Origin of the sequence: Pseudomonas sp. UBA5666 (assembly GCF_002420785.1) — a bacterium.
GTDB classification, from domain to species: domain Bacteria; phylum Pseudomonadota; class Gammaproteobacteria; order Pseudomonadales; family Pseudomonadaceae; genus Aquipseudomonas; species Aquipseudomonas fulva.
In genome coordinates this window covers 143,441-157,680 of the sequence record NZ_DIIQ01000041.1, presented here as the reverse complement: position 1 = coordinate 157,680, position 14,240 = coordinate 143,441, and the positions used below count along the sequence as shown (strand labels likewise).

Here is a 14,240-nt window from a genome sequence, read left to right as displayed (position 1 = left end):
CGGCCATCTGCTGCATGGCCTGCATCAGTTGCCCCACTTCATCGCGGCGCGGGGCGACGGGCTCGAACGCCAGTTCGCCGTCGGCAATGCGTTGCGCACGGGCAATCACATGTTTGAGCGGGCCAACTACGGCGCGGGTGATCAGCCAGGCGGCCAGCACGCCCACCAGCAAGGCCAGCGCGGTGGCGATGGCGATGGCCACCGTGTTGCGCTGCAAGTCGCCTTGCAGCACGCGCTCTTCGGTGAGGTAGGCCTGATCGACGCGACTTGTGACGTGCTCGGCCGAGGCCTGCAACTGCGCTTTGAGGCCTTGTTCGCTGGCCAGTTGGTCGGTGTATTCGTTGAGTTTTTCGGAGAAGCTGCCAATGTGCCCCGCCACCTCGTTGAGTACGCTCTGGTAGCCACTGTCGGTGACAGCCGCTTGTAACTGGCCCACAAGGCTGGCGGCCTCGACCGTTTGCGCGATGCGCGCCTGGCTGACGTCGTCTTCGCCCTTGCGGCTTTTCTCAAGGCGCACTCGGGCTTCATCCATGGCCTGGAGCATCAACCGCGAGACCTGGGCCACTTGCGCGGCCTGCTCCAGGAACTCACCGCCCTGCTGGCCTTGTGATTGCTTGAGGGTATACACCCCGTCATCAGCCAGGCCGGACTGCAGCACATCGAGGTTGTTGGCAACGCTTGAGACCGACCAGCTGGCAGTATCGAGCGCCAGTTCCTTGGCCTGCACCGCGCCGACGAACGCTTCGAATGCCTGGCCATAGGCGGCCAGCTCGGGCTCGGCTGCGGCCAGGGCCGGCAGTGCACGAGCGCGCTCGACCAACCCTTGCAACCCGGCGCGCAAGGCTTCGGCTTGCTTGATGTCGGAGCGCAGTGCAAATGCCTGTTCGTGCTGGCGCAGACGCAACAGGTCGGTATTGAATTGTGCCAGCGCGCGCAGGCTGTCAAAGCGCTGTCCGACACTGTGCAACGCCGCGATACCGATGGCAGCCACCGCCAGGGTCAGCAGCAACACCAGGGTGAAGCCCAGCGCGAGTTTGCGCGCCATGCCCAGGTTGGCCAACACACCGTGCTTGCTCGCGCCCATGCCGATTCCCCTTGTGAGTGTCAGGTTATCCCGAACGCCAAGGGTGGCAACGTTGCCAACCCCTGAACAAGGGCCTGACGTCAGAATAGTGTCAAATAGCTATGAGTATGTCGGTAATGGGTTTGTAGGAGTCGTCCTACGTATGAAAGGCAGGGATGGGTGGCCGGATGTTGTCTGGCAACGACGGTGGTTGGCGAAGGCAGGCTGGGGTGCGCGAGGGATGAAGATTTGCGGCTCGGGGCGGAGAACTTGGGGCCGCTGCGCAGCCCATCGCGGCACAAGGACCGCTCCCACAAAAGTGCAATCTACAGGCTACTGAGCCCCGTGTGGGAGCGGCCTTGCCGGGGCGCCGGACCGGCCGCGATGGGGCGCGCAGCGGCCCCAGGATGTCAGCGTGATAATGCATCTTCAGGACCAGCGCTCAACCCCTGGCAGCCTTTGGGCTTCATCCACCACAACCTCACCGATTCAAATTGCCGTGGCCCCTCCATCCACCGTCAGACAATGCCCAGTGGTAAACGCCGCACCATCGCTGCACAGGTACAACACCGCACTGGCGATTTCGGCCACGGTGCCGATGCGCCCTACCGGGTGCATGGCGGCGGCGAACTCGGCTTTGCGGGGGTCGGCTTCATAGGCACGGCGGAACATGTCCGTATCGATCACGGCCGGGCACACGGCATTGACCCTGATGCCCTTGCGGGCATATTCGATGGCGGCAGACTTGGTCAGCCCGATCACGGCATGCTTGGACGCACTGTAGATGCTCATCTTCGGCGCTGCGCCCAACCCCGCCACCGAGGCGGTATTGACGATAGCGCCGCCGCCCTGGGCCAGCAGTAGCGGCAGCTGGTATTTCATGCACAGCCACACACCTTTGACGTTCACGCCCATGATGGCGTCAAACTGCGCCTCGCTGCCGTCGGCCAGCTTGCCCTGCTCGATCTCGATGCCCGCATTATTGAAGGCATAGTCCAGCCGGCCATAGGCGGCGACCAGGTGCTCGTGCAGCTGGCGGACCTGGTCTTCGCGGGTCACGTCGCAGGCGATGAACAACGCCTCGCCACCTGCGGCCCGAATCTGCCCGACCGTTTCCTCGCCGCCCACGGCGTCCAGGTCGGCGACCACCACCTTCAGGCCCTCGCCGGCAAAGGCCAGCGCCGTTGCCCGGCCGATGCCCGCCCCGCCCCCGGTGACCAGTGCTACCTGGCCCGAAAAACTCATGCTCATGCCGCGCTCCTGTCAGGGCCTGTGAGGCACACGAGCATAGCCAGCCGCTGGTAAGGCCGCAGCATCATCACATGGACATTTATAGGACCATGCTTGTCAGTGATGTTGAGGACCTGCTTTCATCAACAAGGTAGATTTATCCTCTTGTGCCCATTCCATTCTTCAAGGACCCGTCATGACCCAGACCAATCGCCGCTTCCTGCTCGTCAAACGCCCGGTCGGGGCGGTAACGCGTGAAGACTTCACGTTCGAGACCCTGCCAGCCGAACAACCCGGTGAAGGGCAAGTGATGGTGCGCAACCTGTACCTTTCCCTGGACCCGGCCATGCGCGGCTGGATGAACGAGGGCAAGTCCTACATCCCGCCGGTTGCCTTGGGGCAGGTGATGCGCGCCCTGGGCGTGGGCGAAGTGGTTGCGTCCAACCACCCGGACTTCAAGCCTGGCGACCATGTGAACGGCGCATTGGGCGTGCAGGATTACTTCACCGGCGAGCCCCAGAACCTGCAGAAAATCGACCCGAGCCTTGCGCCCCTGCCCCGCTACCTGTCGGCCTTGGGCATGACCGGCATGACGGCGTACTTTGCCTTGCTGGAAGTGGGCCAGCCTAAAGCCGGCGACACCGTGGTGATTTCCGGCGCCGCGGGTGCGGTGGGCAGCATTGCGGGGCAGATCGCCAAGATCAAGGGCTGCCGCGTCGTGGGTATCGCGGGCGGTGCCGAGAAATGCCAGTACCTCAAGGATGAACTGGGCTTTGACGGCGTCATCGACTACAAGGCCGAGGACGTACAGGCAGGCCTTAAGCGCGAATGCCCGAAAGGCGTGGACGTGTACTTCGACAACGTCGGGGGCGAGATTCTGGATGCGGTGCTGACGCGCATCAACTTCAAGGCGCGCATCGTGATCTGCGGTGCGATCAGCCAGTACAACAACAAGGAAGCGGTCAAAGGCCCGGCCAACTACCTGGCGCTGCTGGTGAACCGTGCGCGCATGGAGGGCTTCGTGGTGATGGACCACGCCAAGGACTACGGCAAAGCGGCCAAGGAAATGGCCGGCTGGCTGGCCAATGGGCAGGTCAAGAGCAAGGAAGACGTGGCGGACGGCCTGGAAACCTTCCCAGACACCCTGTTGAAACTGTTCAACGGGCAGAACTTCGGCAAGCTGGTGTTGAAGGTGTAATGACTGACTGGACGCACGCCTTTCAGGTCCCGATCCGATGACGGTGCCTGAAAGGCGTGCGGCTCAGGCTCAGCCGCGAATCTCGGCCACTACCGCTGCCAACGCTTGGGCCGGGTCGGCGGCCTGGCTGATGGGGCGGCCGATTACCAGGTAGTCCGAGCCGGCGTCCAGGGCCTGGCGCGGCGTGAGGATGCGACGCTGGTCATCCTGGGCGCTGCCTGCCGGGCGAATGCCGGGGGTGACGAGCTGCAGGCCAGGGTGAGCGGCCTTGAGCGCCGGGGCCTCCAGCGCCGAGCACACCAGCCCGTCCATACCGGCCTTTTCGGCCAGCGCCGCCAGGCGCAGTACCTGTTCTTGCGGGTCTACATCCAGGCCGATACCGGCCAGGTCTTCGCGCTCCATGCTGGTGAGCACGGTCACGCCGATCAGCAGAGGTTGCGGGCCGCTGCGCTTGGCCAGTTCTTCACGGCAAGCAGCCATCATGCGCAAGCCGCCGGAGCAATGCACGTTCACCATCCACACGCCCATCTCGGCAGCGGCCTTGACGGCCATGGCCGTGGTGTTGGGGATGTCGTGGAATTTCAGGTCCAGGAACACTTCGAAGCCTTTGTCACACAGGGTTTCGACAATGCCCGACGCGCTGCTGGTGAACAGCTCCTTGCCCACCTTGACGCGGCACAGCGCAGGGTCCAGCTGGTCAGCCAGCTTCAGGGCGGCTTCGCGGGTAGGGAAGTCCAGGGCGACGATAAGGGGCGTCTGGCAAGCAGGCATGGCAGGGTCTCTTGGCAAGTCGGAAACGGCGCGCATTGTAAACGATGTGACGCAGGCTGGGGGGGCCGCTGGCCCAGGAATTGGTCGGACGGTGGGCCAGGATGTGGGCCGGTGGGTGCTGGGCCTGCGTGAGGCGCCGTACCATTGAACCAACGAAGCGGCGCCTGGCTCAAAACAGGTGAGCAAGCCGCTTACATTCGCAACAGGAGAAGGAAAATGCCTTGGTATGCCTGGCTGATACTCATCGTTGCCATTGGCTCGATCGTCGGCGGTTTGATGATGCTGCGCGACACGGCCAAGAAGCTGCCGTTGACTGACGAGCAGTTGCGCAAGGTTCATGAACGCAACGCCGAGGCCGATGCCCGGGATGCTCAAGACCGCTGAATGCGGTTGATGGCCTTTCAATGAGCGGGCCTGTCGAAGGCCCGCCCCCCTGTGCTTATTGCACTTTCAGCTTGTCGCGGTTGCGTTCTAGCAGCGCATTGCCGATGCCTTTTATCTCGAGCAATTCATCGACCGACGCGAATGGCCCGTGGGCTTCGCGGTAGGCGACGATTGCCTCGGCCTTTGCCTTGCCGATGCCGTTGAGTTCTTTCTGGAGCGTCAGGGCATCTGCGCTGTTGAGATCGACCAGCGGGGTTGCTGACTGGCTTGCCTGGGCGACCATCGCCATGGGTTCGACCATGGTCGTGGCATTGGTCGGTGATGCGTTTACGGTGAACGAAAGGCTGGCGATGAGTGGGAGCAGCAGCGCGGTGAGCAGGTTTTTACGCATGATGAAGACTCCTAGGGTTGGTCGTTTCTGGCAGCCTGTTCCTTGGGCTGCGGGGTTAACCCTAGCGCTGGAGGTGGGGGTGGGACAGGGTTGGGGATGGGGTAATGGTTACCGGATTGGTCGGGAGTGGGCTTAGGGTGGGGGGTGGTTGGAGAGGTGGTTCTGCCTGGGTTGGCCGGGGCGTGCAGGGTTTATGGGCGGGGGGATGACCGATGGAGAATGGGGCTGACGTGGTGGGGGTCTTGAGTCTGACAAGCGTGTCGGGGTAGTCGCTTGGGGGTTAGGGTGTGTGATGTGGTGCTGAATGCGGGGGTGCTGGGTGCCCTACGGGGTAAGAGCCGCGGAGATGGTGGGCGCGCTTTAGATCTTGGGGCCGCTTTGCGGCCCATCGCGGCGCGAGGCCGCTCCCACAGGTCCGGGTAGGCCTGTGCTTCACGCCGTGTCATCGCCTGCCTAGCACCGCATCTGAAGGCTAACGCCTCCCGGGGTGGGAGCGGCCTCGTGCCGCGATGGGCCGCAAAGCGGCCCCGGGGCACCGAGCCCAATCGACGGCTCAAGCACTTACCGCTCCACTGGCCCCTGGCGACGCTGCAGGTAAACCCAGTCCACGATATCGCCCTGCGGCGAATACCCGTTCACCATCTCGCGCAGCAACTGCCGCACGCGGGTGAAGTCGTCCTCGGCCACCGCCGCCAGCAACAGCGTCAGCCCTTCGCGCAACCGTTCCCACGCCAGGTAGTCCTCGTTGGCCGCCATGATCATCGGGTGCGCGGTGGGGGATACGTCGTCGCCGATCAGCAGCTCCTCGTACAACTTCTCACCCGGCCGCAAACCCGTGAACTCGATGGCGATGTCGCCCTGAGGATTGGACGAGCTGCGCACGCTCAAGCCCGACAGGTGAATCATCTTCTCCGCCAGCTCGACGATGCGCACCGGCTCGCCCATGTCCAGCACGAACACATCCCCGCCCTGCCCCATGGCCCCGGCCTGCACCACCAGTTGCGCCGCCTCCGGGATGGTCATGAAGTAACGGGTGATCTTGGGGTGGGTAACCGTCAGCGGGCCACCTGTCTTGATCTGCTGGTGGAACAGCGGAATCACCGAACCGGACGAACCCAGCACGTTGCCGAAACGCACCATGGTGAAGCGGGTCTTGTTCACCCGCGCGATCTTGTTGCAATCGCCATACAGCACCGGCGCCGCTTCCCGGCTGAGCGCCTGCAGGATCAACTCGGACAGTCGCTTGGTGCTGCCCATCACATTGGTCGGGCGCACGGCCTTGTCGGTGGAGATCAGCACGAAGTTGGCCACCCCGGTCTGCAATGCCGCCTGGGCCGTGCACAAGGTGCCGTAGACGTTGTTGAGAATGCCTTCGGCGATGTTGTGCTCGACCATCGGCACATGCTTGTAGGCGGCTGCATGGTAGACGGTGTCCACGCGCCATGTGCTCATCACATCGACCAAGTGTTGCTGGTTGCGCACCGAGCCCAGGATCGGCAGCAACTGCACCGACAGCGATTCGCGGGCCACGCGCTGCTCCAGCTCGCTGAGGATGCTGTACAGGTTGAATTCGGCATGGTCCAGCAGCAGCAAGGTCTTGGGCCCGAGGCCGATGATCTGCCGGCACAGCTCGGCGCCAATGGAGCCGCCGGCACCGGTCACCAGCACCACCTGCTTGTGAATGCAGCGCTCCAGCAAGCCTTCCTGCGCGGGCACCGGGTCACGCCCGAGCAGGTCGGCAATGTCCACGTCCTGAATATCGTCCACCTTTACCCGGCCAGTGGCCAGGTCGGCAAAGGCCGGCACGCTTCGCACGTGCAGGGGGTACGGTTCGAGCAGGGCGAGAATCTCCCGGCGCCGCGCGCGGGTGGCCGACGGCAGTGCCAGCAACACCTCCTGGGCGCCGGTTTCCTTGAGCATCTGCTGCAAGTGCTTGGGCTTGTAGACCTGCAGCCCGGAAATGACCCGGTTGGCCAGGTCGCCGTCATCGTCGAGGAAGGCCACCGGGCGCATCACCCGGCCCATGCGCAACGCCGCCAGCAGCTGGTTGCCGGCGGTACCTGCGCCATAGATGGCTACCTTGATCTGCCCGTCGTCGCGGTTGGCGAAAGGGATCTGATGGGCGCCAGTGAACCAGTCGCCCAGAAAATACTGGCGCATGATCAGGCGCAAGCCGCCGATGATCACCATGCTCAACCACCAGTAGTTGAAGATGATCGAGCGCGGTACCACCACCTCGTGGTTGCTGTACCAGTACACCACCACCGCCAGGATCAGCGAAGACAGGGTCACCGCCTTGATGATCGCCACCAGCGCATCGTTGCCGAAGTAGCGCATCACCGCCCGGTACATGCCGAAGCGGATGAACAAGGGGATGGCCACGCACGGCGCGGCCATGAACAGCCAGGTGTGCTCGACGATGGGGTTGTACATCTCCTCCACGCCCAGCCGCACGATGAACGACAGCCACAGCGCGAACCAGATGAGGGCAATGTCGGCACACACCTGGATCAGGCGTTTCTGCCGACGTGACAGGGTGACCAGAAACTGCCGCAGCCTGTCGTTCTTCGCATTGCTCATCGGGTTTTCCTCATGGCTACGCCATCTTGTGAAAATGACCAGAGCGACTGCCGAACATACAGCCCTGTACAACCCTGATTGCGCCCGCCTTGCTGGAGCATGCTATTCCTTCTCCCCTGCCCGGTAGGCAACTGCCAACAGTATCAGAGGGGCATAGGCCACCAAGGTTCCGGTTGCCCCATCAAGTTTGAGCACCACGACGACCAACGCGACGGGCAGCAGCCAGCCCAGGTTGATAGCCGCCACCGCCAGGCTCACCGGCCGGTGACGACCGTGGCGCCGCGAGGCGTACTGGTAGGCATGGCTGCGATGTGCTTCGTAGACCCTTTCACCGCGTAGCAAACGGCGCGCCAAGGTGAAGGTAGCGTCTACCACGAATACACCCAAAAGTATTAACCACCCCCAGAAGAGTAGCGGATCTATCCAACCTGCCACGATTGTCAGCAAACCCAGCACGATGCCAAGAAAACCACTGCCCGCATCGCCCATGAAGATGCGGGCAGGCGGGAAGTTCCAGATCAGGAAACCGGTGACGGTGGCGGCCAGCAGCAGCGGCAACCACGCAGCACCCGGCGCACCCGCCAGCCAGAACAGCACGGTGCCGCCCAGGCACACGCAAATGGCTTCGATGCTGGCAATGCCATCGATGCCGTCCATGAAGTTGTAGAGGTTCAGCAGCCAGACCAGGTACAGCAGCCCCAGCGGCGCGGCTAGCCACAGAGCATGCAACGGCCAGCCGAACACGCTGATTGGCGGCAGACCACCCAGCCAGGCCAGCCCCCAGGCGGCTGCGGCGAAATGGCCCAGCAGGCGCCAGCGCGCGGCAATGTGCCCGTGGTCGTCCATGAACCCGATCACGGCCACCAGGCCCCCTGCCCCGAGGATGCCCACCAGCACCGACGGCGCCACGTACCCGGCCCAGCCCAGCACCAGCACACCGACCATGAAGGCCACGACGAAGGCCACCCCCCCGCCCCGGGGCGTGGGCAAGGTATGCGAACTGCGGGCATTAGGGATGTCCAGCAGGCTGCGCGACAGCGCGTAGCGGCGCAGTGCGGCCGTCATCAGCCAGGTGGCGATGCCTGCCACGATGAGGATGGCGGTCATGGGCGGTGGTTCTCCTTGAAGGCGTGCGCGGTGTCGGCCAGGCCTTGCTCCAGCGTGTAGGGCGGTCGCCAGCCCAGCAGCTGGTGGTTCTTGGTGATGTCCACTTGCAGCGAGCCCAGCAGGCGCTGGGCCAGATCACGGCGCCCCAGCAGCGCGGCGCCCGTTTGCAACAGCGCGGCGGGCACCGGCACTAGGCGGGCTGGACGGCCCAGCGCCCGGCCGAGGGCCCGCAGCAGCTCGCTCAAGGATACAGCCTCGCCGTCACTGGCCAGGAACGTCTGGCCTGCTGCCGCAGGGTGATCCACGCAGGTGATGATCAGATCGACCAGGTTGCCCAGCGAGACCAGGCTGCGGCGATTGTGTACCGCCCCCAGCGGCAGGGGCACGCCACGCTCCAGCCAGCGCATCATGCTCAGGAAGTTGGCCTTGACGCCCGGGCCGTAGACCAACACCGGCCGGATCACGACGACCTCCATGCCCGTTTCGGCGGCTACCGCCCGCAGCCCCTGCTCGGCCTCGTGCTTGGAAACGCCATAGGCGTCCTGGGGCGCGGGGGTATCATCGGCATGCAGGGGCCGGCCCGGCTGGCTGGTTTCGCCATTGACCTTGATCGAGCTGATGAAAATGAAGCGCCGCACGCCCGCAGCCGCCGCCTGGCGGGCCAGGTTGAGCGTGCCCTGCACGTTCACACGGCGAAACTCGGCCAGGCTGTCGGTGGCGGTTTCCTTCATCACATGCACACGCGCCGCCGCGTGCACCACGACGTCTACATCGACAAGGGCCGCCTGCCAGTCGGTCTCGGCGCTCAGGCCCGCAACGGTGACCGCGTCAATGCCTGCCAGGGGCGATTGGCTGCCGTGGCGCAAGGCGGCGCGGGGCGTAAGGCCTTCGACCGTCGCCAGGCGCTGGCACAGGGCGCTGCCGACAAAGCCCGAGGCCCCAGTGATCAATAACGTGCGTCGTTCCATGAAATCCGTTCTCGGTTCACACCGGCAAGGCCGGCATGCGGCGATCTTCGCGCCCGTTGTGCCTGACTGACCGGGCTACAACAGGCTGCGATACAGCTCGGCGTAGGCATTGGCCATGGCCGATGCGGTAAAGACGTTCTCGAAGCGTTGCTGGGCGGCGGCACCCATGGCCTGGGCCTGGGCCGGGTCGTCCCACAGCTGCTGCATGGCCTGGGCCAGCGCCGGTGCATCGCGCGGCGGTACCACCAGCCCGGTCTGGTCGGCCAGGTTGATGAAGGTGGTGCCGGAGCCCATTTCGCAGGAGATCAGCGGCTTGCCGTACATGGCCGCTTCCAGCAGCGAGATGCCAAAGGACTCCGAACGCAGGTGCGACGGGAAGGTAAAGGCATAGCACAGTTCCAGCAGCGCCACCTTGTCTTCGTCCGGCAAGCCACCCAGGAACTGTACCTGGCTCAGGCCCGCGTCGCTGGCCTGCTGGCGCAGCTGCTGCTCCAGGAAGCCGCCGCCCATGATGACCACGGGCAAGCCGCTGATACGCGCGGCCTCCAGCAGGTAGTCCAGCCCCTTGTAATAACGCAGCGCCCCGACGAACAGGAAGAACCGTTCGCCCAACCGTTGCCGCCAGTACGCCAGCTTTTCGGCGCTGGCTTTGGGGTACGTGGACCGGTCCAGACCATAGGGGATGATCGACACCTTGTCCTTGAACTGGGTCAATACCGGGCTATGCGCCGCATAGTTGGGTGAAGACGCCACAATGCGGTCGACGCTAGAAAAAAAGCGGTTCATCAGCGGCTGGTACAGCTTGAGCAGCCACTTCTGCTTGACGATGTCGGAGTGGTAGCTGACCACGGTCGGCTTGTTCAGCCGGGTGGCGAAGTGCACCAGGTCCATGTACGGCCAAGGGAAGTGGAAATGCACGATATCGGCCTTGCGGGCCAGTTCGGCAAAGTCCTTGAAGGCCGACAACGAAAAGCCGGTGGAGGCGACATGCAGGTCCAGCTTGGCACGGTGCGTGAGGTGGTTGGCCACCGGTTCGTTGCGGGCAGCGCCACGTGAGCTCAGGTACAGCACCTCAGGTTCGATACCGTGGGCCTGGGTGCCTTCGGCGATCTGGAAGATCACCTGCTCGATACCGCCCATGGAATCGGGGTAGTAGGTTTTGAAAAAATGCAGAACCTTGATCATCGTTGCTTGACCGCTTGATACACCTCAAGGGTGCCTTGGGCACACCGTTCCCACGAGAAACCACCGGCATGTTGCAAGCCCTGGGCAATGGCCGTGGCGCGCCAAGCTTCGTCTTCCAGGCCCCGTTGCAGCAGTGCGGTCAAGCCGTCCACGTCATCGGGCGCGCACATGAGCGCTGCATGGCCTGCGACCTCAGGCAGCGAAGAGCTGTTGGAGCACACCACCGGCACACCGGAGCTCATGGCTTCGAGCACGGGCAGGCCAAAGCCTTCGTAGTGGGACGGGAAGGTGAACAGCCGGGCGCCGGCGAACAGCAACGGCAAGTCTTCGCTGGGGGCGAAGCCCAGGTAGCGGGCCCAGCCCTGCTGCTGCGCCTGGGCGATGCGGGCATGGATGGCCTCGCTGCGCCAGCCTTGGTAGCCGGTGAGGATCAGCGGCCAGCGTTGGCGCAGGGCAAGCGGTAGGCGGCCATAAGCGTCCAGCAGGTTTTCGATGTTCTTGCGCGGCTCGATGGTGCCCACGAACAGGCTGTAGCCACCAGGTTCGAGACCATGACGCGCCAGCGTTTGTGTGAGCGCCTGCGGGCTACGGGGGTGGAACTGCGGCGAGCTGGCCAGGGGAACCGCATGAATGCGCTCAAGCGGCCAGTTGAAGTAATCGGCCAGCTCCTGGCGAATGTAATGGGACACCGTGATCAGCGCATCGGCCCGCTCTAGCGTCAGCAGGAGCTCTTTTTGCAAGTACCGGGCGATCTGCGGGGTATGGCAATGGGCCCAGGTGAAAGGCGACAAGTCGTGGAACGTGGCGACGCTGCGGCCTGCGAAGGGCGGCAGGTAAAAATTGGTGCTGTGGTAGATGAAGTCATCATGCCCACGCAATGCGCGCTTACGCAGAAACGGCATCAGCCGCCGGTAGGCTTCGACGGCCAAGGCGTTTTTCTGGACGAAACGCTTGAGCCCATGCACGGCATCGGACTGGTCTGCTGGCTTGAGAAGCGCTGGCACGAAGCTGCGCCCGGCAAACAGCCGCAGGTCGTCGATGTCATCGCACTGCTGCAGCCGCGAGGCCAGCTCGTAGGTGTAACGCCCGATACCGGTCAGCGGGAAGCGAACCGACTCGACGGAAAGAATGACCTTCATTGACCGGCGAGCATCCAACCCAGCGTTTCGTCCAGAGCGGGTGTTTCCCAACCCGGCACCAGCGCCCGCAGGCGGGCGTTGTCGCCGCACAAGGTCTTGACCTCGTTGGCGCGCACGAACGCAGGGTTTACCTGCACGTCAAGCGTGTGCCCGGTGATGGCCGAGCACTTGGCGATGACTTCGCGCAGCGAATGGGTGATGCCGGAACTCACGTTCACGGTCTGGCCCACTGCCCGCGCCTCAATCAGGCCACGGTAGGCACGCACCACGGCGCGCACGTCGCTGAAGTCACGCCACACATCCAGGTTGCCCAGTTCGATGGCTGGGGCCTTGCGCTGGAAGTGCGAAACGATCTTGGGCAGCAGGAAGTTCTCGGCCTGCCCAACACCTGTGTAGTTGAACGGACGCGTGATGACGATCGGCAGCCGGTCGCACCACAGCTTTGCCATGTACTCCATCGCCAGCTTGCTGACGGCGTAGTCGTTGGCAGGTGCAGGCGGGGTGTGCTCGTCCAGCATCCCTTCGGAAACATTGCCGTAGACATTGGCACTGCTGGCAATGAGTACGCACTCTGGCGTTTTGCCGCAGGCCGCAATGGCTTCGAGCAGGTTGCGCGTGCCGATCAGGTTGACCTGATAGAAGGCATCGGCAGCGCCGTGCCCGACAAACGCAATGGCAGCCAGATGCACGATCACATCCGGCTGCAGTTCGGCCAGCAACGCACGCAGGCCCGGCCCATCGGCCAGATCGACCTGGTGGTAATCGGGCGCCGCCGAAGGCTGGCTCCCGGTACCGATCACTTCATAACCATTGGCCTGCAATTCGGCCGCCATGTAGCGACCGGTGAAGCCGTTGATCCCGGTGACGAGTGCGCGTTTGCTGGCCATTTGCATCAGAACGAGAACCCTTTTTCGTTACGACGCAGGTCGGCTTCGACCATCATGCGGCACAGCTCTTCAAGGCTGGTTTTAGGCTCCCAGCCCAGTACCTGCTTGGCTTTGGCCGGGTTGCCGATGAGCAGCTCGACTTCGGCTGGGCGGTAGAATTTCGGGTTGATGACGACCAGTACCTTGCCGGATGCAGCGCAGGTGCCTTGCTCGGCTTCGTCCTTGCCGCTCCAGTTGATTTCGATGCCAGCGGCCTTGAAGGCCATGGTGACGAAGTCGCGCACGGTTTCGGTGCGGTTGGTGGCCAGTACGAAGGTGTCTGGCTCGTCAGCCTGCAGCATGCGCCACATGCCTTCGACGTATTCCTTGGCAAAGCCCCAGTCGCGCTTGGCGTCGAGGTTGCCCAGTTCCAGCTTGTCCAGCAGGCCCAGTTTGATCTTGGCGACCGAGTCGGTGATCTTGCGGGTCACGAACTCACGCCCGCGCAGGGGCGACTCGTGGTTGAACAGGATGCCGCTGGTGGCGAAGAGGTTGTACGACTCGCGGTAGTTGATGGTCATCCAGTGGGCGTACAGCTTGGCCACACCGTAGGGGCTACGCGGGTAGAACGGGGTAGTTTCGACCTGCGGGATTTCCTGCACCTTGCCGAACATTTCGGAGGTGGAGGCCTGGTAGAAGCGTACCTTCGGGTTGACGATACGGATGGCTTCGAGCAGGTTGACAGCGCCCAGGCCGGTGATTTCGGCGGTGGTCAGGGGTTGCTCGAAGGACACACCCACGAAGCTTTGTGCGGCGAGGTTGTACACCTCGGTGGCTTCGGTGGTTTGCAGCAGGCGGATGCTGGCCGACAGGTCGGTGAGGTCGTACTCGACCAGGTGCAGGTTAGGGTTGGTGTGGATGCCCAACTCCTCGATACGCCAGAAGTTAACCGAGCTGGTACGACGGTAGGTGCCGTAGACCGTATAGCCCTTTTCCAGCAGCAGTTCCGCCAGGTAGGCGCCATCTTGACCAGTGATCCCAGTAACGATTGCTTTCATGCGACTTAACCAACTCCGATAGTGCCGTGCGGGCATGTGTGATTATTGGGGCTTGACGCGGCAGCTCCGAGCCGCGCGTACTCGCTTGCATGCGGCAGTATACATAGGTCGGTGGGAGTACTCGACTCACAAAGTACTGGCGCGGCGCCAGCCGCTGGTCAGGCCTTATTGAAGGGGTTAGGAACCGGCGCGGGAGAATAAGTTCCAGGGGGGAGAATGGCCAGTGCTTGGGGTGTAGGAATGGTCTGAATTTGGGTGGGTTCTAAAGGCTGGTCGTGTGGGAGCGGCCTTGCGCCGCGA

The 14,240-nt window shown here is 63.5% G+C and carries 12 protein-coding genes and 1 pseudogene; 2 read left to right on the top strand and 11 right to left on the bottom strand.

The annotated features are described in order from the left end of the window. Window positions 1-52 precede the first annotated feature (52 nt). Window positions 53-532 (bottom strand): annotated as a pseudogene (locus B2Y33_RS23295) (methyl-accepting chemotaxis protein); the annotation flags it as partial. Between the two features lie 1,020 nt (window positions 533-1,552). Then, entirely contained in the window at window positions 1,553-2,314 is a 762-nt protein-coding gene (locus tag B2Y33_RS17680; RefSeq protein ID WP_027914292.1) for an SDR family oxidoreductase, read from the bottom strand. 175 nt (window positions 2,315-2,489) lie between these two features. Here B2Y33_RS17680 and B2Y33_RS17675 point away from each other — a divergent pair, with 175 nt between their 5' ends. Then, window positions 2,490-3,491 carry an NADP-dependent oxidoreductase gene (locus tag B2Y33_RS17675; RefSeq protein ID WP_206405688.1) on the top strand — a complete coding sequence of 334 codons (1,002 nt, stop codon included), beginning with the start codon at window positions 2,490-2,492 and terminating at the stop codon, window positions 3,489-3,491. 69 nt (window positions 3,492-3,560) lie between these two features. Here B2Y33_RS17675 and pyrF read toward each other — a convergent pair whose 3' ends face one another. Next, complete coding sequence (gene pyrF, locus B2Y33_RS17670; RefSeq protein ID WP_027914290.1) at window positions 3,561-4,262, bottom strand: orotidine-5'-phosphate decarboxylase; 702 nt, start codon at window positions 4,260-4,262, stop codon at window positions 3,561-3,563. A gap of 216 nt (window positions 4,263-4,478) precedes the next feature. Between pyrF and B2Y33_RS17665 the strand changes: the two genes are divergently transcribed. Continuing rightward, the gene (locus tag B2Y33_RS17665) at window positions 4,479-4,646 is read left to right on the top strand and encodes a DUF2897 family protein (protein WP_023535343.1); all 168 of its coding nucleotides are present in this window, start codon (window positions 4,479-4,481) and stop codon (window positions 4,644-4,646) included. 55 nt (window positions 4,647-4,701) lie between these two features. Here the strand turns inward: B2Y33_RS17665 and B2Y33_RS17660 are convergent, their stop codons facing one another. The 8 genes from B2Y33_RS17660 to gmd form a co-directional block, all read right to left on the bottom strand. Next, window positions 4,702-5,037, bottom strand: coding sequence for a ComEA family DNA-binding protein (locus B2Y33_RS17660; RefSeq protein WP_206405689.1), 336 nt, complete (start codon window positions 5,035-5,037; stop codon window positions 4,702-4,704). 561 nt (window positions 5,038-5,598) lie between these two features. Continuing rightward, window positions 5,599-7,617, bottom strand: coding sequence for a polysaccharide biosynthesis protein (locus B2Y33_RS17655; protein ID WP_023535319.1), 2,019 nt, complete (start codon window positions 7,615-7,617; stop codon window positions 5,599-5,601). 102 nt (window positions 7,618-7,719) lie between these two features. Further along, window positions 7,720-8,724, bottom strand: a complete 1,005-nt coding sequence (locus tag B2Y33_RS17650; RefSeq protein ID WP_206405690.1) for an MraY family glycosyltransferase — start codon at window positions 8,722-8,724, stop codon at window positions 7,720-7,722. Continuing rightward, entirely contained in the window at window positions 8,721-9,692 is a 972-nt protein-coding gene (locus B2Y33_RS17645; RefSeq protein WP_206405691.1) for a UDP-glucose 4-epimerase family protein, read from the bottom strand. The genes B2Y33_RS17650 and B2Y33_RS17645 overlap by 4 nt, the downstream gene beginning before the upstream one ends. Before the next feature lie 75 nt (window positions 9,693-9,767). Further along, window positions 9,768-10,877: a glycosyltransferase family 4 protein gene (locus tag B2Y33_RS17640; RefSeq protein ID WP_027914286.1), complete on the bottom strand. Its 1,110-nt coding sequence runs from the start codon at window positions 10,875-10,877 to the stop codon at window positions 9,768-9,770. After that, window positions 10,874-12,016: a glycosyltransferase family 4 protein gene (locus B2Y33_RS17635; RefSeq protein WP_049696400.1), complete on the bottom strand. Its 1,143-nt coding sequence runs from the start codon at window positions 12,014-12,016 to the stop codon at window positions 10,874-10,876. The genes B2Y33_RS17640 and B2Y33_RS17635 overlap by 4 nt, the downstream gene beginning before the upstream one ends. Beyond that, window positions 12,013-12,909, bottom strand: a complete 897-nt coding sequence (locus B2Y33_RS17630) for a GDP-mannose 4,6-dehydratase (protein ID WP_059183226.1) — start codon at window positions 12,907-12,909, stop codon at window positions 12,013-12,015. The genes B2Y33_RS17635 and B2Y33_RS17630 overlap by 4 nt, the downstream gene beginning before the upstream one ends. After that, window positions 12,909-13,940, bottom strand: a complete 1,032-nt coding sequence (gene gmd, locus B2Y33_RS17625; RefSeq protein ID WP_023535337.1) for a GDP-mannose 4,6-dehydratase — start codon at window positions 13,938-13,940, stop codon at window positions 12,909-12,911. Before gmd ends, B2Y33_RS17630 begins: the two co-directional genes overlap by 1 nt. Window positions 13,941-14,240: the final 300 nt, after the last annotated feature.

What these genes read in the sequence shown, in the direction of transcription:
- B2Y33_RS17680 (WP_027914292.1), bottom strand. Translation starts at nt 2,314, where the DNA reads ATGAGCATGAGTTTTTCGGGCCAGGTAGCACTGGTCACCGGGGGCGGG.
- B2Y33_RS17675 (WP_206405688.1), top strand. Translation starts at nt 2,490, where the DNA reads ATGACCCAGACCAATCGCCGCTTCCTGCTCGTCAAACGCCCGGTCGGG.
- pyrF (WP_027914290.1), bottom strand. Translation starts at nt 4,262, where the DNA reads ATGCCTGCTTGCCAGACGCCCCTTATCGTCGCCCTGGACTTCCCTACC.
- B2Y33_RS17665 (WP_023535343.1), top strand. Translation starts at nt 4,479, where the DNA reads ATGCCTTGGTATGCCTGGCTGATACTCATCGTTGCCATTGGCTCGATC.
- B2Y33_RS17660 (WP_206405689.1), bottom strand. Translation starts at nt 5,037, where the DNA reads ATGCGTAAAAACCTGCTCACCGCGCTGCTGCTCCCACTCATCGCCAGC.
- B2Y33_RS17655 (WP_023535319.1), bottom strand. Translation starts at nt 7,617, where the DNA reads ATGAGCAATGCGAAGAACGACAGGCTGCGGCAGTTTCTGGTCACCCTG.
- B2Y33_RS17650 (WP_206405690.1), bottom strand. Translation starts at nt 8,724, where the DNA reads ATGACCGCCATCCTCATCGTGGCAGGCATCGCCACCTGGCTGATGACG.
- B2Y33_RS17645 (WP_206405691.1), bottom strand. Translation starts at nt 9,692, where the DNA reads ATGGAACGACGCACGTTATTGATCACTGGGGCCTCGGGCTTTGTCGGC.
- B2Y33_RS17640 (WP_027914286.1), bottom strand. Translation starts at nt 10,877, where the DNA reads ATGATCAAGGTTCTGCATTTTTTCAAAACCTACTACCCCGATTCCATG.
- B2Y33_RS17635 (WP_049696400.1), bottom strand. Translation starts at nt 12,016, where the DNA reads ATGAAGGTCATTCTTTCCGTCGAGTCGGTTCGCTTCCCGCTGACCGGT.
- B2Y33_RS17630 (WP_059183226.1), bottom strand. Translation starts at nt 12,909, where the DNA reads ATGCAAATGGCCAGCAAACGCGCACTCGTCACCGGGATCAACGGCTTC.
- gmd (WP_023535337.1), bottom strand. Translation starts at nt 13,940, where the DNA reads ATGAAAGCAATCGTTACTGGGATCACTGGTCAAGATGGCGCCTACCTG.